The following is a 17,756-nucleotide window of genomic DNA, read 5'->3' on the forward strand; positions in this document are numbered from 1 at the left end:
GCCGGTCCGACCCGCCGTCAGATCACCGTCTCCCACCAGCCGTCCAGCTCCGGCGGGTTGTCCACGTCGACCCGCTGGCCGGGCCGCGGCACCACCAGCGGGACGGCCTGCGCCTTGGCCTCCGCCAGCAGCCGCTCGATCGGCTCCGCCCACGGGTGCAGGCCCAGGTTGAAGGTGCACCAGTGCACCGGGATCAGCAGCTCGGCCCGCAGGTCCAGGTGGGCCCGGACGGCGTCCTCGGGCGTCATGTGGATGTCGGGCCACGCCACGTCGTACGCGCCGATCTGGACCAGTGCGGCGTCGAACGGGCCGTGCTGCTCGCCGATCCGGGCGTAGCCCTCGAAGTACCCGGAGTCGCCGGTGTAGTAGACCTTCCGGGTCGGGCCGGCTATCACCCAGGAGCCCCAGAGGGTGGTGTTGCGGGTGGTGCCGCGGCCGGAGAAGTGGTGCGCCGAGGTGAGGGTGAGGGTCAGCTCGCCGAGGGTGCAGGTCTCGTCCCAGTCCAGCTCGATGATCCGGTGCTCGGGCACGCCCCAGCGGCGCAGGTGGCCGCCGATGCCGAGCGGCACCGCGAACGGCGCGGACTGCAGCTCGACCAGCTGCTTGACGGTCGCCATGTCGAGGTGGTCGTAGTGGTCGTGGGAGATCAGCACCGCGTCCACCGGCGGCACCTCGGCCAGCGCGACGGGCACCGGGTGCAGCCGCTTCGGGCCGACCTGGTGGACGGGGGAGCAGCGGTCGGACCAGATCGGGTCGATCAGCACCCGGGCGCCCTCGACCTCGACCAGCGCGGAGGCGTGCCCGTACCAGACCACCTCGACGCCCTCGGCGGCCGGGCGGGCGGCGCCGCCGGCGGCCCGCTCCAGCGGCACCGGCAGGCTGGGGCGGCGGCCCGCCCGGTCGTCCAGCAGCATCCGGCGGAAGGTGTCGCCGTCGGGGCGGCCGGGCTCCTGCTGCGCCAGCGCGCTCGGGGCGTTGTGGAACACCCCGTCGCGGAACTGCGGCGAGTTGCGGACCCGGGCGTCCTTGCTGCCGTCCGGCCGGCGGCCGAACGCGGCCGGCAGGTCGCGCAGCGACCAGGCGGCGGCGCCGGCCGCGGTGGCCAGCGCGGTCAGGGCCAGCAGGCGGGCACGTCGGCCGCTGCCGCTGTTACGGGGGTGGTTGGTCATCCGCGTTCCGCTTCCCTTGTGTGGGTTCTCCGGCCGCCCGGCCGGCTGCTCACCGTGCCTCGTGGGGTGCGAGGCCCAGTGGGCAACGGGTGTGACCGGTCCATGGTTCCCCCTCGGGGGCCTCCCGGGCCAGGTCCGGCCGTACGTATTGTCGGGAAGCGACAGATACCGCGAGGCGTACCTGTCGGAGCCGTATGGGCCCGACCTTCGGCCGGACCGATACCGTCACAGTGCGTACGCATGCAGGTCAACCAGGAGAGAGGTGGATGGTGAGCCGCTCGGTTCTCGTCACCGGAGGCAACCGGGGCATCGGCCTCGCGATTGCCCAGGCCTTCGCCGAGGCCGGCGACAAGGTCGCGATCACCAGCCGCTCGGGCGAGGTCCCGGAGCAGCTGGCCAAGTTCGACGTGCTCGCGGTCCGCTGCGACATCACCGACGCCGCGCAGGTCGATGCGGCGTTCACCGAGGTCGAGGCCGCGCACGGACCGGTCGAGGTGCTGGTCGCCAACGCCGGCATCACCAAGGACACGCTGCTGCTGCGGATGACCGAGGACGACTTCACCTCGGTCCTGGACACCAACCTCACCGGGACCTTCCGGGTGGTCAAGCGGGCTTCGGCGAAGATGCTGCGGGCCCGAAAGGGCCGGGTCGTGCTGATCTCCTCGGTGGTCGGTCTGACCGGCTCGCCCGGGCAGGTCAACTACGCAGCGTCCAAGTCCGGCCTGGTCGGGTTCGCCCGGTCGCTGGCGCGCGAGCTCGGCTCGCGCAACATCACCGTCAACGTGGTCTCCCCGGGTTTCGTGGACACCGACATGACCGCCGTGCTCACCGACGAGCGCCGCGCGGAGATCGTCGCGGGCGTGCCGCTGGGCCGCTACGCGGCGCCCGCCGAGATCGCCTCGGCCGTGCGCTTCCTCGCCTCGGACGAGGCCGCATACATCACCGGAGCCGTCGTTCCCGTCGACGGCGGATTGGGCATGGGTCACTGACCGACATGAGCGGAATCCTTGCAGGCAAGCGGATCCTCATCACCGGTGTGCTGATGGAGTCCTCCATCGCGTTCCACACCGCCAAGCTGGCCCAGGAGCAGGGCGCCGAGGTCATCCTGACCGCCTTCCCCCGCCCCAGCCTGACCGAGCGCATCGCCAAGAAGCTCCCCGCCCCGGCCAAGGTGCTGGAGCTGGACGTGTCCAGCGAGGAGCAGCTCGCGGGCATCGCCGACCAGGTGCGCGAGCACCTGCCGACCCTGGACGGCATCGTCCACTCGATCGGCTTCGCCCCGCAGGACGCGCTGGGCGGCAATTTCCTGAACACCCCGTGGGAGTCGGTCGCGACCGCGATGCACGTCTCGGCGTTCTCGCTGAAGTCGCTGACCATGGCGCTGCTCCCGCTGATGCAGGACGGCGGCTCGGTGGTCGGCCTGACCTTCGACGCGCAGTTCGCCTGGCCGAAGTACGACTGGATGGGCCCGGCCAAGGCCGCGCTGGAGGCCACCTCCCGCTACCTGGCCCGTGACCTGGGGCCGCGGAACATCCGCTGCAACCTGGTCTCGGCCGGTCCGATCGGCTCGATGGCCGCCAAGTCCATCCCGGGCTTCGGCGAGCTGGCCGACACCTGGAACCACCGGTCCCCGCTGAAGTGGGACCTGAACGACCCGGAGCCGGCCGGCCGCGGTGTGGTCGCCCTGCTCTCGGACTGGTTCCCGAAGACCACCGGCGAGATCGTCCACGTCGACGGCGGTCTGCACGCGATCGGCGCCTGACGCCCCGCGTCCCGCCCCGAAGCACCACTGCCCGGCCCGCTCCTCGGAGCGGGCCGGGCAGCGTGCTGTGGTGGGTGCGTGCGCGGCGGGCGGCGGGTCAGCCGTCCTGCCCGCAGCCGATGGCCCGGCCGGCCTCGGCGGAGGCGGCCTGGGCGTCCATCGCCCGGATGCCGTCGATGATGCCCCGGTGGTCGAGGAAGCGGTCCGGCGTGAGCTCGGGGCCGACGTCGCGGCGCAGGTGGGCACGGGTGACCTCGCCGAGGTCGGCGTAGACCGCGGCCAGTACGTCGTTGTGGGCCGCGGCCACCACGGCCTGGTGGAAGGCGGCGTCCGCCTGGACGAAGTGCTCCGGGTCGCCGGCGTGCCAGGCGGCGTCCCGGCGGGTCAGGGTCGACTCCAGCAGCTCCAGGTCCCGGTCGGTGCGGCGCAGCGCCGCCAGCCCGGCGGCGGCGGTCTCCAGGGTCGCCCGCAACTCGGCGACCTGCGCGCCGTCGGCGTCGGCGAACCGGCGGTGCATCACCCCGGCCAGCTCGCTGGTGGCCAGCACGTAGGTGCCGGAGCCCTGGCGGATGTCGAGCAGCCCGTTGTGCGCGAGGGCCCGCACGGCCTCGCGGACGGTGTTGCGGGCCACCCCGAGCTGTTCGACCAGCTCCGCCTCGGTGGGGATGCGCGAGCCGACCGGCCACTCGCCCGAGGTGATCTGGGCGCGCAACTGCGCGATCACCTGATCGGAGAGCGGTGCGCGACGCGTGGTCGACAGGGCCATGGGTCAGGGCTCCTTGCTGCTGTGGTGAGGGTCTCCAGGATACCGGCGTGCATTAATTCATCCCATGATTCTATGATGGCCGCTATGGCGACCGCAGCAGACACCACCACGACCGAGGGGCCCGCGTCCGGGGCACCGCACCACGCACCCTCCGAGCACGCACCCGCCGAGCACCCCGCCGCCGACGCGACCACGCCCGCCGGCACCCGCTCCCGCCACCTCTCCTGGCTGCTGGCGGCCGCCATCGTGGCCGCGGCCCTCAACCTGCGCCCGGTGGTCACCAGCCTCGGCCCGCTGCTCGACCAGGTCCGCTCCGGCCTCGGGATGAGCGCCACGGTGGCCGGGCTGCTCACCGCCGTCCCCTCGCTCTGCTTCGCCGGCTTCGGCATCGCCGCGCCCGCGCTGGCCCGACGGACCGGACCGATCGCGGTGGTGGCCGCCGGCATGGGCGCCATCGCCGTCGGCCTGCTGGCCCGCGCGTTCACCGGCTCCACCGCCCTGTTCCTGCTGCTCACCGCCGTGGCGCTGGCCGGGGTCGCGGTCTCCAACGTGCTGCTGCCGGTGGTCATCAAGCGGTACTTCCCGGACCGGGTCGGCCCGATGATCGGCCTGTACTCGATGGCGCTGTCGGTCGGCACCTCGGCCGCCGCGGCGGCCACCGTCCCGCTGACCTCCGCGCTCGGCGGCAGCTGGCGGCTCGGCCTCGGCGTCTGGGGCCTGCTGGCCGCCGCCGCGCTGGCGCTGTGGGCGGTGACGGCCTTCCTGCGCCGCGACCGCGGCGAGGCCGGCCCGAACCGCCCGGGCGCCGCCAAGCTGCCCATCCTGCGCAGCCGCACCGCCTGGGCGCTGGCCGTCTTCTTCGGCCTGCAGTCCACCAGCGCGTACGCCGCGATGGGCTGGCTGCCCAAGATCTACCAGGACGCCGGGGTCTCCGGGTCCAGCTCCGGGGTGCTGCTGGCGATCGTGATGGCGATCAGCGTGCCCGCCTCCTTCGTGCTGCCGAACCTCGCGGTGCGCCGCGGTGACCAGCGGATCTTCGTGGTGGTGCTGGCCCTGTGCGGGATCGCCGGCTACACCGGCCTGGCGCTGGCCGCCGGTACCGCGTCCTGGCTGTGGGCCTGCCTGGTGGGCCTGTCGATGTGCGCCTTCCCGCTGGCCCTGACCATGATCGGCCTACGCGCCCGCACCCCGGGCGGCGTCGGCCAGCTGTCGGCCTTCGCCCAGAGCGTCGGCTACCTGATCTCGATCCCCGGCCCGATCCTGATCGGCAGCCTCTACCAGTGGACCGGCGGCTGGTACCTGCCGCTGGGCTTCCTCGCGGTGCTGCTGGTCCCGCAGATGGCGGTCGGTCTGCGGGCCGCCAGGGCCAGGCACATCGAGGACGAGGCGCAGCCCGCCGCCCCCGGGCGGGTGGCGTCGTAAGGGATGGCAGACTTTCCGGTATGCCAGTTCTCGAACCCAACCCCCCGAACGGCCAGAAGAAGCTGCTGCAGCTGCTCGGCATGATCGCCGGCGTCGTGGTGGCGGTGGCCGTGGTCGCCATCGTCGCCGCCAACCTCGGCTGACGGTGGCCCACCGCAACCGCTCCACTCCTGCGGGTGGCGCCGCCGTGGAGCCCGCGCCCGGCGGCTGATTTTCTGCGAAGCTCTGGGGGTATGAGCGCCGACACACCCCGAAGGATCATCGTTCTCCGCCACGCCCGGGCGGACTGGCCCAACCAGGTCGCCGACCACGAGCGCCCCCTGGCCGACCGGGGCCGTGTCCAGGCCACCGAGGCCGGCCAGTGGCTGGTCGACTCCGGCATCAACCCCGACCACGTGCTCTGCTCCTCCGCGCTGCGCACCCGGGAGACCTGGAAGCTGGTCGCCCACGAGCTGCCCAAGCGGCACCGCAGGACGGTGTTCGAGGAGCGGGTGTACGAGGCCAGCCCCGGCCAGATCATCGAGGTCCTCCAGGAGACCCCGGACGACAGCGCCGACCTGCTGCTGGTGGGCCACAACCCGGGGGTGCTCGGACTCACCCAGGTGCTCGCCGGGGACGCCGGCGACGCCGACGCGCTCAACCGGCTGCGGCTGAACGGCTTCCCCACCGGCGCCATCGCGGTGCTCAGCTTCACCGGCCACTGGAAGGGCATCGAGCCCGGCGCGGCCCAGCTCGACTCGTACCACACGCTGCCGGAGTAGGCCGGCACACGGCGAAGGCCGGGACCGCCACGGTGGTCCCGGCCTTCGCCGTCGTGTGCCGGCGTGCCCGTCCGGTGGGCACGGCCACCGGACGGGCGCGGTCACTCGGTGGGCGTGCCGTCCAGCTCGTCGGCGGCCTCGACCTCTTCGCGGGTGATGCCCAGCAGGTACAGCACGGTGTCCAGGAACGGAAGGTTCACCGCCACCTCGGCGGCCTCCTGGACCACCGGCTTGGCGTTGAAGGCAACCCCGAGCCCGGCCGCGTTCAGCATGTCCAGGTCGTTGGCGCCGTCCCCGATCGCCACCGTCTGGGCCAGCGGCACCCGGGCCTGCTCGGCGAACCTGGCCAGCCAGCGGGCCTTGCCGGCCCGGTCCACGATCTCCCCGGTGACCCGGCCGGTGAACTTCCCGTCCGCCACCTCCAGGGTGTTGGCCGCCGCGAAGTCCAGCCCGAGCAGCTCCACCAGGTGGTCGGTGACCTGGGTGAACCCGCCGGAGACGATGCCGACCTGGTAGCCGAGCCGCTGCAGGGTACGGATCAGGGTGCGGGCGCCCGGCGTCAGCCGTACCTCGGTGCGGACCTTCTCCACCACACCGGCGTCCAGGCCCGCCAGCAGCGCCACCCGGGCCCGCAGCGACTCCGCGAAGTCCAGCTCGCCGCGCATCGCCGCGGCGGTCACCTCGGCGACCTCCTGCTCGCAGCCGGCGTGCGCCGCGAACAGCTCGATCACCTCGTCCTGGATCAGCGTGGAGTCGACGTCCATCACCACCAGGCGCTTGGCCCGCCGGTGCAGCCCCGCCTCCGCCACCGCGACGTCCACCCGCTGGGCGGCCGCCTCCTGGGCGAGCTCGGTGCGCAGCACCTCGGTGGGGACGCCCGAGACGGTCAGCTCGACCGCGGTGACCGGGTACTTGGCGAGCCGGAACACCCGGTCGATGTTGGCGCCGACGTCGGAGATCCGCCCGCTCAGCGCGGCCACGGCGGCGGCGGTCAGCGGATGGCCGAGCACGGTGACGTGCGAGCGGCCCTCCCGGCGGGGCCGGTTGTCGCCGAGCCCGGAGATGATCTCGGTCTGGAGCTTCATCTCCTCGGCCCAGCGGTGCACGGCGACCCGCAGCTCGCCCTCGGCGTCCGCGGCGTGCGGGGGAGTGACCAGGGTGCAGAGCGTTATCCGCCCCCGGGTGACCATCTGCTCGAAGTCGATCACGTCGACGCCGAAGTCGGAGAGCATGGTGAACAGGCCCGCCGTGATACCGGGGCGGTCCTTGCCGAACACCTTGACCAGCAGCGTGCGCTCGTCGGCGGTCCGGGACTGTGCGGCGGGGAGAGGCTCAGCGGCCGGATCAGTTGCGTCCATGGTGCCTCCCACGCTACCGGGCCGGAGGCCGGGCCCACCGCACCGGTCCGCACCCTGGGACGGCCGGACCGTTCGCCTGCACCGCCCGTGTCACCGGCCCCCACGAGCTGTGTTGCCACCCGGTCACAGTCTCCTAGGTGACTTTCAGGTACGGCACAACGGCTGGAATGATTCCCCCCGTCACATCACATGACCCCCGCGACCGGGGGCGAACCGGGGGACCGAGAGAGCGGGGCAGGCCGACAGTGCCGCAACTCGTACTGGAACTCAACGGGCAGCGGCGGGTACTGGAACCCGGCCGCAGCTACACCATCGGGCGGGATCCGAACTCGGACCTCACGTTCGACGACGCCAGGGTCTCCTGGCGGCACGCCACCATCTCCTTCACCGGGGCCGCCTGGCAGCTGGACGACCACGGCTCCACCAACGGCACCTTCGCCGGCGGCACCCGGACGCTGCACGTCCAGCTGTTCCCGGGCAGCGTGGTCAACCTGGGCAACCCGGAGAACGGCCCGCGGCTGAGCTTCAGCGCCCCCGCCGCCGCACCCGCGGCCCCGGCGGAGGCCGCCGGCTCCATCCACGAGGCGACCACCCGCCGGGTCACCCCGGGCGCCCCGCAGCCGTGGGCCGCCCAGCCGCAGCCGCCGGTCCAGCAGCCGGCCGCCCAGCAGGCACCGGCCCAGCAGCCGCCCGTGCAGCAGCGCTGGGACGCACCCACCCCGCAGCCCGGCTTCCCGCAGCAGCAGTCCTTCCCGGGCGAGCCCGGCGAGTTCCGGACCGGCCCGCAGCACGCGCCGGTACCGCAGCAGGCGCACCCCGGCCAGGCGGCCCCGGCCCCCGGCCTCGGCAACCCGACCATGGTCCGCAGCCTCACCGCCGGCATGCGCACCATCCGGATCGGCCGCGCGCTCGACAACGACATCGTCGTCTCCGACCTCCAGGTCTCCCGCCACCACGCCGAGCTGCGCCAGCTCGCCGACGGCCGCTGGGAGATCGTCGACCTCGGCAGCCACAACGGGATCTTCCTCAACGGCCAGCCGGTCCAGCGTCAGCTGATGGGCCCGCAGGACCGGCTCACCGTCGGCCACTCCAGCTTCGTGCTGGTCGGCGACCAGCTGCAGGAGTTCGTCGACACCGGCGCCGTCACCTTCTCCGCCCACCACCTGACCGTCGAGGTCGACCACAAGGGCGGCAAGAAGGTCCTGCTCAACGACGTCAGCTTCTCCGTCCCGGAGAAGTCCCTGGTCGCGGTGATCGGCCCGTCCGGCTCCGGCAAGTCCACCCTGCTGCGCGCCCTCACCGGCTACCGCCCGGCCGACCGCGGCGAGGTCCGCTACGACGGCCGCAACCTGTACAAGCAGTTCGCCGAGCTCCGCTCCCGGATCGGCCTGGTGCCGCAGTCCGAGATCCTGCACAAGGAGCTCACCGTCCGCAGCGGCCTCAAGTACGCCGCCCGGCTGCGCTTCCCCGGCGACACCGAGCCCGCCGAGCGCGAGCGCCGGATCGACGAGGTGCTGTACGAGCTGCGCCTGGACAAGCGCGCCGACAACCGGATCACCGCCCTGTCCGGCGGCCAGCAGAAGCGCGTCTCGGTCGCCCTGGAGCTGCTCACCAAGCCCTCGCTGATCTTCCTGGACGAGCCCACCTCGGGCCTCGACCCGGGCATGGACCGCGAGGTCATGCAGACCCTGCGCGGCCTCGCCGACGACGGCCGCACGGTCCTGGTGGTCACCCACTCGGTGGCCGAACTCGCCCTGTGCGACCGGCTGCTGGTGATGGCGCCGGGCGGCTCGGTGGCGTACTTCGGCCCGCCGGCCGAGGCCCTGCACTTCTTCGGCTACGAGACCTGGGCCGACGTCTTCCAGGCCTTCGAGAACTACCCCGACCACGACTGGGCCGGCCGCTACCGCGGATCCGTGCACTACCAGGAGTACTCGGCCAACGTGGACGCGGTGGCCGCCCAGAGCGCGCCCAACGTGCACACCCAGGTGCGCCCGCCCAAGCCGCAGAGCTGGGGCTCCCAGCTGTGGACGCTGATCCGCCGCTACCTGGCGGTGATCGCCTCCGACAAGGGGTTCATCGCGCTGTCGCTGCTGCTGCCGCTGGTACTGGGCGGGGTGTCGACCGTCATCCCGGACAAGTGCGGCCTGGCCGCCTGCGCCGGCAGCGGCCGCAACGACGTGGCCCGGATGATCCTGCTGGTGGTCGCGTTCGGCGCCTGCCTGTCCGGGTCGGCCAACTCGGTCCGTGAGCTGATCAAGGAACGGGCGATCTACGAACGGGAACGGGCCACCGGCCTGTCCCGGTCGGCGTACCTGATGTCGAAGATCATCGTGCTGGGCGCGATCAGCTTCGTCCAGGGCGGGCTGATCTCGGCCATCGCCTTCAAGGTGCGCACGCTGCCCGCCGAGGGCCTGATCTTCACGCACTCCCCGGCGCTGGAGATGTCGATCGGCGTCATCCTGCTGAGCTTCACCTCGATGATGTTCGGCCTGGCGATCTCCTCGCTGGTCAAGACGGCCGAGAAGACCATGCCGCTGCTGGTCATGTTCGCCATCGTCCAGATGGTGATGACCGGTGCGATCTTCCAGCTCTTCGACAAGCCGGGCCTGGAGCAGCTCGCCTGGCTGATGCCCGCCCGCTGGGGCGTCGCGGCCAGCGGCAACACCCTCGACCTGGCGCACATCTCGCCGGTGGTCGCGGTCCGCCCGCCCGAGCAGCCGCCGATCGACCCGCTGTGGGACCACTCGGCCGGCCACATGATCCTCAACTGGATCGCCCTGATCGTCCTGTCCACCGGCCTGGCCTTCGCCATCCAGCGCTTCCAGAAGCGCCACGAGCCCGACGTCATGCAGAAGGGCTGATCCCGCCCCGCACCCCCCGCACAGTCGCTGTCGGCCCTCCTCCCCACCGGTCCTAGTCCCCGGGGAGGAGGGCCGACGGCTGACGCGGCGCGGCGGTGCCCGGCGGTAGCGTGAGGGCATGTCGTTGGAGAACGCCCACCCCGGGCCCGGCTGCGACCCCTGCCTCGGCGGCATCGAAGCGATCAGCTCCGCCGTCCTGGGCATGAGCCGCCACCTGGAGGTCCGCGAGGTGCTGCGCCGGATCACCGCGTCCGCCCGCACCCTGCTGAACGCCGAGTACGCCGCCCTCGGCGTGCCCGACGACCACGGCGGCTTCGCCCAGTTCGTGGTCGACGGCGTCAGCGACGAGCAGTGGAAGGCCATCGGCCCGCTGCCCCGCCAGCACGGCGTCCTGGCCGGCATGCTGCACCGGCTCACCCCCACCCGGCTCAAGGACGTCCGCCGGGCCCCCGACTTCGGCGGCTGGCCGCCCGCCCACCCGGAGATGACCGACTTCCTCGGCATGCCGATCCTGGACGGCACCGAGGTGCTCGGCGCCCTCTTCCTCGCCAACAAGCAGGGCTCCACGGCCGGCTTCACCGCCCACGACGAGGAACTGCTGCGGATCCTCACCGCCCATGCCGCCCTCGCCCTCGGCAACGCCCGCCTGTACGAGCGCAGCCGCGAACTCACCCTGGCCGGCGAACGCGCCCGGATCGCCCACGACCTGCACGACGCCGTCTCGCAGAAGCTGTTCTCGCTGCGTCTGACCGCCAAGGCCGCCGCCACCCTGGTCGACCGCGACCCGGCCCGCGCCCGGGCCGAACTGGCCGAGGTGGCCCGGCTGGCCGCCGAGGCGGCGGACGAACTGCGCGCCGTGGTCGTCGAGTTGCGCCCGGCCGCACTGGAGGAGGACGGCCTGGTGGCCACCCTCGCCTCGCAGGTCCAGGTGCTCGACCGGGCGCACAGCGCCGAGGTCAGCTTCCGCCCGGCCGAGGTCCGGGCCCTGCCGCCGGCCCGCGAGGCCGCCCTGCTGCGGGTGGCCCAGGAGGCCCTCCACAACGCGTTGCGGCACGCCGGGGCGCGGGCCGTCACCGTCTCGCTCACCGGCACCGCCGACCGCGGCGCGGTACTGCGGATCACCGACGACGGCCGGGGCTTCGACCCGGAGTCGGTCCGCCGCGGCGGACGCCACCTGGGCCTGGTGTCGATGCGCGACCGGGCCGCCTCCGTCGGCGGCCGGCTCACCCTGGAATCCGCCCCGGGCAAGGGGACGGTCGTCGAGATGGAGGTCCCCGGTGCCTGACACCGACGCACCGATCCGCGTCCTGGTGGTCGACGACCACCAGGTGGTCCGGCGCGGCCTGCGCACCTTCCTGGAGGTCCAGGACGACATCGAGGTGGTCGGGGAGGCCGCCGACGGCGCCGAGGCCGTCGCCCGGACCCAGGAGCTCGCCCCCGACGTCGTGCTGATGGACCTCAAGATGCCCGGCGTGGACGGCATCGAGGCGCTGCGGCTGCTCAAGGAGGACGGCAGCCGGGCCCGGATCCTGATCGTCACCAGCTTCACCGAGCACCGCACCATGGTCCCCGCCCTGCGGGCCGGCGCCGCCGGGTACGTCTACAAGGACGTCGATCCGGAGGCGCTGGCCGGAGCGATCCGCTCGGTGCACGCCGGGCACGTGCTGCTCCAGCCGGAGCTGGCCGCGGCCCTGCTTGCGGACAGCGGGCCGCACGTCCCGCAGGGCCGCGGCGGCACCCTGACGGACCGTGAGCGCGAGGTGCTTGGCCACATCGCGGCCGGCCGCTCCAACCGCGAGATCGCCCGCGCGCTGCACCTCTCGGAGAAGACGGTCAAGACGCACGTCTCCAACATCCTGATGAAGCTCGACGTCGCCGACCGCACCCAGGCCGCCCTCTGGGCGGTCCGCAACGGCGCGGCCGGCGAGCCCTGACGGGTGTTGACCCTCCGGGGCGCCCCTGATGGGGCCTGGGGTCAGCGTTCGTCGGTCATCGCGTTGTAGGCGGCGACCTGGGCACGGCGGGCGGTGCGCTCCAGCGGGGCCAGGGTGGCGCGGCGGGCGGCCATCTCGGAGGCGCTGACGGCCGCGCCGTGGCTGCCCGAGGCGATCGACAGCAGCGCCGACACCTGGCGGGCCGACTCCAGGATCCGTACCGCCCGCGGCGGGTAGCCGGGCGCCAGCAGCTCGGCGTGCCCGCGCCGCCGGTACGCCTCCAGTGCCCGCAGCGTCTCGGGCCCGGCCCCGGCCACGTCGAGGCGGGCCAGCAGCGCGGTCGCCTCGCGCAGCCCGTCGGCGAGTTCGCGCTCGGCCTCGTGCAGCGACGGCACGTCGGCGGGCGGCCCGTCGTTCACCTCGGTGCAGCGCCACAGCACGGTGGCCGAGCGGTCCCCGGCCGGCCCGAACACCTCGACCTCGGGGACCAGCCCGACCGGCACCCCGACCGCCAGCACCGCCTCGCCGGCGCCGAGCGCCAGCGCGTTGAAGGCGGCCGGCCCGGTCAGCCCCAGCGGGTGCCCGGCCGTCGGCAGTGCCAGCCGCAGCCCCTTCACCCCCAGCACCCGCAGCCGCCCGAGCGCCCAGGTGAGCCCGTGCAGCTCCCCTTCGGCGTCGCCCGGCAGCCCGGTCACCCGGTGGTTCTCGTCGGCGCCCAGCACGGCCGCCGCCGCGTCGTCGGGCGAGGCGGCGCCGCTCAGCAGGGCGTTGCCCCAGGCGGTCAGCCGGCCCGATCGCGGCTCTTCGTACGGATTCTCGGAAGGAGTAGCGAGCATCCAGCCAGCCTACGGACAACGCCGACATCCGGGTGGCGTAGGTTTGCCCTGTGCGTGCGCCGCACCCGCTCCCCGCCCACCGGTCGGCGGAGTAGGCTGCCCGCCCGCACGGACTGTCGACACGACTGGACCGCACCCCTGGGCCTTCGCGCAGGCCCCAGGACGGCCGAATCTGCATTGGGGAAGGCGTAGGCATGAGCGACGTGCTGGAGCTGGTGGACGTATCCGTGGTCCGGGAGGGCCGCGCGCTCATCGACCAGGTCTCCTGGTCGGTCGCCGAGGGCGAGCGCTGGGTCATCCTGGGCCCGAACGGCGCCGGCAAGACCACTCTGCTCCAGGTCGCCGCGACCTACCTGTTCCCGACCTCGGGCGCCGCCGCGGTGCTCGGCGAGAAGCTCGGCGAGGTGGACGTCTTCGAGCTGCGCCAGCGGATCGGCCTCGCCAGCGCGGCGATGTTCGAGAAGCTGCCCGCCGAGCAGACCGTGCTGCAGTGCGTGCTCACCGCCGCGTACGGCATGACGGTCAGCTGGCGCGAGCAGTACGACACCACCGACGAGCAGCGTGCGCTGGCCCTGCTGGACCGCCTCGGGATGTCCGAGTACACCACCCGCAAGTTCGGCACCCTCTCCGAGGGCGAGCGCAAGCGCACCCTGATCGCCCGCGCCCTGATGACCGACCCCGAGCTGCTGCTGCTGGACGAGCCGGCCGCCGGCCTCGACCTCGGCGGCCGCGAGGACCTGGTCCGCCGGCTCGGCGCGCTGGCCCAGGACGCGCACGCCCCGGCGATGGCGATGGTCACCCACCACGTGGAGGAGATCGCGCCGGGCTTCACCCACGTCCTGATGATCCGTCAGGGCAAGGTGCTGGTGGCCGGCCCGCTCGACACCACGCTGACGGCCCGCAACCTCTCGCTCTGCTTCGGCCTCCCGCTGACCCTGGAGCGGCACGGCGACCGCTGGTCCGCGCAGGGCCTGCCGCTCGGCTGAGCCCCGCGACGCGCGGCCCGGCACGCGGTACTGAACAACTGAACTTCGGCTGAAGCGGGCCGGTCGTACGTGCGGCCGGTTTCCGCCCGTCCACCTGCGGGAACTTTCCGCCGCAAGACCGTTCCCTCCCTAGGATGGACCTGTGGACAGCTGGATCTGGTGGCTCCTCGCCGCCGTCGGCCTGGGCATACCTCTGGTGCTCACGGCCATGCCGGAGTTCGCCATGTTCGCGCTCGGCGCCGGCGCGGCGGCCCTGGCGGCCGCGCTCGGAGCGGGGGTGGTCCTCCAGTTCCTGGTGTTCGTGGGGGTCTCCGTCGCCCTGCTGGTACTGGTCAGACCGGTCGCGTACCGGCTGCTGCAGAAGGGGCCGCAGATCCGCACGGGCGTCGATGCGCTCCCGGGCGCCTCGGCGGTGGTACAGGAGAGGGTCGACGGGGAGGGCGGCCGGATCAAGCTCAACGGGGAGATCTGGTCGGCCCGCGCGCTCAACCCCGGCAGCGTCTACGAGCCGGGGCAGCAGGTCGACGTCGTCGAAATCCAGGGCGCAACCGCCCTGGTCGTCTAGGGGAGAGTCGTGGAACCCGTCCTTATCGTGCTGGTCGTCCTGGTCGTGGTGGCCTTCATCGCACTGATCAAGACGATCCAGGTCATCCCGCAGGCCAGCGCGGCGATCGTGGAGCGCTTCGGCCGCTACACCCGCACGCTCGGCGCGGGGCTGAACATCGTGGTGCCCTTCATCGACACCATCCGCAACCGGATCGACCTGCGCGAGCAGGTGGTCCCGTTCCCGCCGCAGCCGGTGATCACCTCGGACAACCTGGTCGTCAACATCGACACCGTCATCTACTACCAGGTGACCGACGCCCGGGCCGCCACCTACGAGGTCGCCAGCTACATCCAGGCGATCGAGCAGCTCACCGTCACCACGCTGCGCAACATCATCGGCTCGATGGACCTCGAGTCCACCCTGACCTCCCGCGAGGTCATCAACGCGGGCCTGCGCGGCGTCCTGGACGAGGCCACCGGCCGCTGGGGCATCCGGGTCAACCGGGTCGAGCTGAAGGCGATCGAGCCGCCGACCTCCATCCAGGACTCGATGGAGAAGCAGATGCGCGCCGACCGGGACAAGCGCGCCGCGATCCTCACCGCCGAGGGTTCCCGGCAGGCCGCCATCCTGCGCGCCGAGGGCGAGAAGCAGGCCGCGGTCCTCCAGGCCGAGGGTGAGGCGCAGGCCGCGGTGCTGCGCGCCGACGGTGAGGCCGCCGCGATCCGGACGGTCTTCGAGGCCATCCACGACGGCGACGCGGACCAGAAGCTGCTCGCCTACCAGTACCTGCAGACCCTGCCCGAGCTGGCCAAGGGCGACTCCAACAAGCTCTGGATCATCCCGAGCGAGGTCGGCGACGCGCTCAAGGGCCTCGGCGGTGCCTTCACCGGTCTGACCGGCGGCGGGAACGGCGCGGCGCCCGCCGCGGCGCCGAGCGGCCGCATCCCGGTCGACCCGACGGCGGGGCCGCGCCCGGTGGACACCGACACCAAGTCGGCGGCCCGCCCGCGGGTCGAGCCGACCCGCGAGTACCCGAAGATCGACCCCGAGTGACCGGGACACCCCGCCGGTAGCCGTACCGGAACCGCCCCGAGGGCCCGCACCGCACCGCCGGTACGGGCCCTCGGGCCGTCCGGGCACCGGCCGTCCGGCCGTGCGAGGTCCGGCCGTGCGAGGTCAGGGGTCCGGGGTCCGGCCGTCCGGGGTCCGCATCCTGGATGGCCGCTGGCCCGTCCGCCGCTCCCTCCGGCATGATCGTCCCGACAGGACCGAGCGAGGGGATGGCAGATGACACTCTGGGAGGGTGTGGCCGTGCTGCTCGCCGGTGTGGGTGCCGGCACCATCAACACCATCGTCGGCTCGGGCACCTTGATCACCTTCCCGGTCCTGCTGGCGGTCGGCCTGCCCCCGGTGACCGCCAACGTCTCCAACACCCTCGGCCTGGTCCCCGGCTCGCTCAGCGGCGCCATCGGCTACCGCCGCGAGCTCACCGGCCAGCGCCGCCGGCTCGCCCGGCTCTCGGTCGCCTCGCTGATCGGCGGCCTGGCCGGCGCCGTCCTGCTGATCCGGCTGCCGGCCGAGGCCTTCGACGCGATCGTCCCCGTCCTGATCCTGCTCGCCCTGGTCCTGGTGGTCCTCCAGCCCCGGGTGGCCCGTGCGATGGCCGCTCGCCGGGCGAACGGCGACGGCGCGCCCGCCGAGGAGGTCGGCCCGGTGCTGTTCACCGGCGTCCTGCTGGCGGGCGTCTACGGCGGCTACTTCGGCGCCGCCCAGGGCGTCCTGCTGCTCGCGCTGATGGGCATGCTGCTGCAGGACTCGATGCAGCGGATCAACGCCACCAAGAACGTCCTCGCCATGATCGTCAACGCGGTCGCCGCGGTCTTCTTCCTCTTCACCTCCACCATCGACTGGACCGCCGTCCTGCTGATCGCCGTCGGGTCCGCCGCGGGCGGCCAGCTCGGCGCCAAGGTCGGCCGCCGGCTGCCCCCCGCGGCGCTGCGCGGCCTGATCGTGGTGGTCGGCCTGGTCGCGGTCGGCCGGATGCTCTTCGGCTGACGCACCCGAACGGTGCCGTCCTCGGCGGAACGCCCTGCTCAGCCCACACCCCAGGCGCACTCGATCAGGCTGCCCCACCCTCGTACCGGTGGACCGCCCTGATCCACCGTCACCCGCCACCCCACCCGGGAGGACCCCGATGGCCCTGGAAATGCGCGAGATCTGCGAACGCTGCGAGGTGTCGCTCAAGGCGGACGGCCCCGCCTTCATATGCTCCTACGAGTGCACCTTCTGCCCGGCCTGCACCGGGGCGATGGCCGCCACCTGTCCCAACTGCGGTGGCGAGCTGCTCACCCGGCCGCGACGGACCACCGGCTGACCCGGAGGCCCGGACGACGGGCCCCGCCGCCGCCCCCCGGCCGACCGGCCGGGACCAACGAGAGGTACCGACGCATGAGCAGGGTCAGGCTTACGGAGGACGAGATCGCCGCAGGCCTGGCCGGCCTGCCCGACTGGCGGCGCGAGGGCGACTCGATCGTCCGCACCGCGGAGACCGCGAGCTTCCCGACCGCGATCCGGGTGGTCGACGCGGTCGCCGAGGACGCCGAACGGCTGGACCACCACCCCGACATCGACATCCGCTGGCGGACCCTGCGGTTCGTGCTCTCCACCCACAGCGAGGGCGGCCTGACCGCCCTCGACCTCACCCTCGCCGGGCTCATCGACCAGGCCCTGCGGACCGCCGACTGACCCCCGGTCAGCGCCCACCCGAGCCCGCGGCGGCGGGCCCGTCCCGTCCACCATGAGATGCTGGCACACGGCAGCACGCAGTCGGGACGGACGGAACGCATGGCTCAGGACCATCCCCCAGCCTCGGGCCAGGGATACCCGCACGACACCAACGGGCAGCAGCAGCCGGTCGGCTACGACCAGCAGCAGCCCTGGTATCCCCAGCAGACCGAGGCCGCCACCGGGTGGGCGCCGGACACCGGCTACCAGCAGCAGCCGTACGGCACCCAGGCCGGAACCCCGGCCTGGCAGCCCGGCGACCAGTGGGAGAACGCCGCCCCCCAACCCGACCCGACGGCCGGCTACTACCAGCCGTACCAGGCCGAGCAGTACGGCTACCCCGCTGCCCCCGGTCACCCGGCCGGGGCCGGCCAGGACCAGCAGCTGTACGCCCCCGCGGACACCGGCGACGGCTACGGCGGCTACCTCCCCTACGACAGCGCCCCGGCCGCGCCGGCCACCACCGGGTACGACAGCGGCCACCCCGACCCGGGCGGCTACGCCGCAGACGGGACGTCCACCGCGTACCCGCCCTTCCCCCCGGCCTCGCCGCCCGACCCCGCCGTA

At 73.2% G+C, this 17,756-nt stretch carries 18 protein-coding genes and 1 pseudogene; 15 read left to right on the forward strand and 4 right to left on the reverse strand.

Annotation, left to right across the window (positions count from 1 at the left end; translation table 11 throughout):
* Positions 1 to 17 precede the first annotated feature (17 nt).
* Entirely contained in the window at positions 18 to 1,169 is a 1,152-nt protein-coding gene (locus AA75_RS09150) for an MBL fold metallo-hydrolase (RefSeq protein WP_033819328.1), read from the reverse strand.
* Between the two features lie 269 nt (positions 1,170 to 1,438).
* Here AA75_RS09150 and fabG point away from each other — a divergent pair, with 269 nt between their 5' ends.
* Both fabG and fabI read left to right on the forward strand, forming a co-directional pair.
* Positions 1,439 to 2,158: a 3-oxoacyl-[acyl-carrier-protein] reductase gene (fabG, locus tag AA75_RS09155; protein WP_033819359.1), complete on the forward strand. Its 720-nt coding sequence runs from the start codon at positions 1,439 to 1,441 to the stop codon at positions 2,156 to 2,158.
* 5 nt (positions 2,159 to 2,163) lie between these two features.
* Positions 2,164 to 2,931: an enoyl-ACP reductase FabI gene (gene fabI, locus AA75_RS09160; RefSeq protein ID WP_033819329.1), complete on the forward strand. Its 768-nt coding sequence runs from the start codon at positions 2,164 to 2,166 to the stop codon at positions 2,929 to 2,931.
* Between the two features lie 97 nt (positions 2,932 to 3,028).
* Here the strand turns inward: fabI and AA75_RS09165 are convergent, their stop codons facing one another.
* The gene (locus AA75_RS09165; protein WP_033819330.1) at positions 3,029 to 3,697 is read right to left on the reverse strand and encodes a FadR/GntR family transcriptional regulator; all 669 of its coding nucleotides are present in this window, start codon (positions 3,695 to 3,697) and stop codon (positions 3,029 to 3,031) included.
* A gap of 84 nt (positions 3,698 to 3,781) precedes the next feature.
* On the opposite strand from AA75_RS09165, the gene AA75_RS09170 reads away from it, so the two are divergent.
* The 3 genes from AA75_RS09170 (at position 3,782) to AA75_RS09175 (ending at position 5,880) form a co-directional block, all read left to right on the forward strand.
* Positions 3,782 to 5,119: an MFS transporter gene (locus AA75_RS09170; RefSeq protein WP_033819331.1), complete on the forward strand. Its 1,338-nt coding sequence runs from the start codon at positions 3,782 to 3,784 to the stop codon at positions 5,117 to 5,119.
* Between the two features lie 20 nt (positions 5,120 to 5,139).
* Positions 5,140 to 5,262: an SGM_5486 family transporter-associated protein gene (locus tag AA75_RS53425; RefSeq protein ID WP_255369504.1), complete on the forward strand. Its 123-nt coding sequence runs from the start codon at positions 5,140 to 5,142 to the stop codon at positions 5,260 to 5,262.
* A gap of 90 nt (positions 5,263 to 5,352) precedes the next feature.
* Positions 5,353 to 5,880, forward strand: coding sequence for a histidine phosphatase family protein (locus AA75_RS09175; protein WP_033819332.1), 528 nt, complete (start codon positions 5,353 to 5,355; stop codon positions 5,878 to 5,880).
* 101 nt (positions 5,881 to 5,981) lie between these two features.
* Here the strand turns inward: AA75_RS09175 and serB are convergent, their stop codons facing one another.
* Positions 5,982 to 7,238 carry a phosphoserine phosphatase SerB gene (gene serB, locus AA75_RS09180; RefSeq protein WP_051812043.1) on the reverse strand — a complete coding sequence of 419 codons (1,257 nt, stop codon included), beginning with the start codon at positions 7,236 to 7,238 and terminating at the stop codon, positions 5,982 to 5,984.
* 245 nt (positions 7,239 to 7,483) lie between these two features.
* On the opposite strand from serB, the gene AA75_RS09185 reads away from it, so the two are divergent.
* The 3 genes from AA75_RS09185 (at position 7,484) to AA75_RS09195 (ending at position 12,036) form a co-directional block, all read left to right on the forward strand.
* On the forward strand, positions 7,484 to 10,102 hold the full coding sequence (locus AA75_RS09185) for an FHA domain-containing protein (protein ID WP_033819333.1): 2,619 nt from the start codon (positions 7,484 to 7,486) through the stop codon (positions 10,100 to 10,102).
* A 118-nt stretch (positions 10,103 to 10,220) separates the two neighbouring features.
* Positions 10,221 to 11,387, forward strand: a complete 1,167-nt coding sequence (locus tag AA75_RS09190; protein ID WP_033819334.1) for a GAF domain-containing sensor histidine kinase — start codon at positions 10,221 to 10,223, stop codon at positions 11,385 to 11,387.
* Entirely contained in the window at positions 11,380 to 12,036 is a 657-nt protein-coding gene (locus AA75_RS09195) for a response regulator transcription factor (protein WP_033819335.1), read from the forward strand. Before AA75_RS09190 ends, AA75_RS09195 begins: the two co-directional genes overlap by 8 nt.
* A 41-nt stretch (positions 12,037 to 12,077) precedes the next feature.
* Here the strand turns inward: AA75_RS09195 and AA75_RS09200 are convergent, their stop codons facing one another.
* Positions 12,078 to 12,872, reverse strand: a complete 795-nt coding sequence (locus tag AA75_RS09200; RefSeq protein ID WP_033819336.1) for a hypothetical protein — start codon at positions 12,870 to 12,872, stop codon at positions 12,078 to 12,080.
* A gap of 194 nt (positions 12,873 to 13,066) precedes the next feature.
* Between AA75_RS09200 and AA75_RS09205 the strand changes: the two genes are divergently transcribed.
* The 7 genes and pseudogenes from AA75_RS09205 to AA75_RS09235 form a co-directional block, all read left to right on the forward strand.
* Positions 13,067 to 13,858, forward strand: coding sequence for an ABC transporter ATP-binding protein (locus AA75_RS09205; RefSeq protein WP_033819337.1), 792 nt, complete (start codon positions 13,067 to 13,069; stop codon positions 13,856 to 13,858).
* Between the two features lie 142 nt (positions 13,859 to 14,000).
* On the forward strand, positions 14,001 to 14,423 hold the full coding sequence (locus AA75_RS09210; RefSeq protein ID WP_033819338.1) for an NfeD family protein: 423 nt from the start codon (positions 14,001 to 14,003) through the stop codon (positions 14,421 to 14,423).
* Between the two features lie 9 nt (positions 14,424 to 14,432).
* Positions 14,433 to 15,458, forward strand: coding sequence for an SPFH domain-containing protein (locus AA75_RS09215; protein ID WP_033819339.1), 1,026 nt, complete (start codon positions 14,433 to 14,435; stop codon positions 15,456 to 15,458).
* A gap of 234 nt (positions 15,459 to 15,692) precedes the next feature.
* Positions 15,693 to 16,460 (forward strand): sulfite exporter TauE/SafE family protein, encoded by a 768-nt coding sequence (locus AA75_RS09220; protein ID WP_033819340.1) that lies wholly within the window; start codon positions 15,693 to 15,695, stop codon positions 16,458 to 16,460.
* 139 nt (positions 16,461 to 16,599) lie between these two features.
* Positions 16,600 to 16,779 (forward strand): DUF1272 domain-containing protein, encoded by a 180-nt coding sequence (locus tag AA75_RS09225; protein ID WP_033819341.1) that lies wholly within the window; start codon positions 16,600 to 16,602, stop codon positions 16,777 to 16,779.
* 74 nt (positions 16,780 to 16,853) lie between these two features.
* The gene (locus AA75_RS09230; protein ID WP_033819342.1) at positions 16,854 to 17,150 is read left to right on the forward strand and encodes a 4a-hydroxytetrahydrobiopterin dehydratase; all 297 of its coding nucleotides are present in this window, start codon (positions 16,854 to 16,856) and stop codon (positions 17,148 to 17,150) included.
* 99 nt (positions 17,151 to 17,249) lie between these two features.
* A pseudogene (locus tag AA75_RS09235) lies at positions 17,250 to 17,756 on the forward strand (hypothetical protein); the annotation flags it as partial.

This window comes from Kitasatospora sp. MBT63 (assembly GCF_000710465.2).
Taxonomy (GTDB): Bacteria; Actinomycetota; Actinomycetes; order Streptomycetales; family Streptomycetaceae; genus Kitasatospora.

Coding starts and splice junctions, on each gene's coding strand:
- serB (WP_051812043.1), bottom strand. CDS start 7,238: ATGGACGCAACTGATCCGGCCGCTGAGCCTCTCCCCGCCGCACAGTCC.
- AA75_RS09220 (WP_033819340.1), top strand. CDS start 15,693: ATGACACTCTGGGAGGGTGTGGCCGTGCTGCTCGCCGGTGTGGGTGCC.
- AA75_RS09165 (WP_033819330.1), bottom strand. CDS start 3,697: ATGGCCCTGTCGACCACGCGTCGCGCACCGCTCTCCGATCAGGTGATC.
- AA75_RS09205 (WP_033819337.1), top strand. CDS start 13,067: ATGAGCGACGTGCTGGAGCTGGTGGACGTATCCGTGGTCCGGGAGGGC.
- AA75_RS09200 (WP_033819336.1), bottom strand. CDS start 12,872: ATGCTCGCTACTCCTTCCGAGAATCCGTACGAAGAGCCGCGATCGGGC.
- AA75_RS09175 (WP_033819332.1), top strand. CDS start 5,353: ATGAGCGCCGACACACCCCGAAGGATCATCGTTCTCCGCCACGCCCGG.
- AA75_RS09150 (WP_033819328.1), bottom strand. CDS start 1,169: ATGACCAACCACCCCCGTAACAGCGGCAGCGGCCGACGTGCCCGCCTG.
- AA75_RS09190 (WP_033819334.1), top strand. CDS start 10,221: ATGTCGTTGGAGAACGCCCACCCCGGGCCCGGCTGCGACCCCTGCCTC.
- AA75_RS09225 (WP_033819341.1), top strand. CDS start 16,600: ATGGCCCTGGAAATGCGCGAGATCTGCGAACGCTGCGAGGTGTCGCTC.
- fabI (WP_033819329.1), top strand. CDS start 2,164: ATGAGCGGAATCCTTGCAGGCAAGCGGATCCTCATCACCGGTGTGCTG.
- AA75_RS09170 (WP_033819331.1), top strand. CDS start 3,782: ATGGCGACCGCAGCAGACACCACCACGACCGAGGGGCCCGCGTCCGGG.
- AA75_RS53425 (WP_255369504.1), top strand. CDS start 5,140: ATGCCAGTTCTCGAACCCAACCCCCCGAACGGCCAGAAGAAGCTGCTG.
- AA75_RS09230 (WP_033819342.1), top strand. CDS start 16,854: ATGAGCAGGGTCAGGCTTACGGAGGACGAGATCGCCGCAGGCCTGGCC.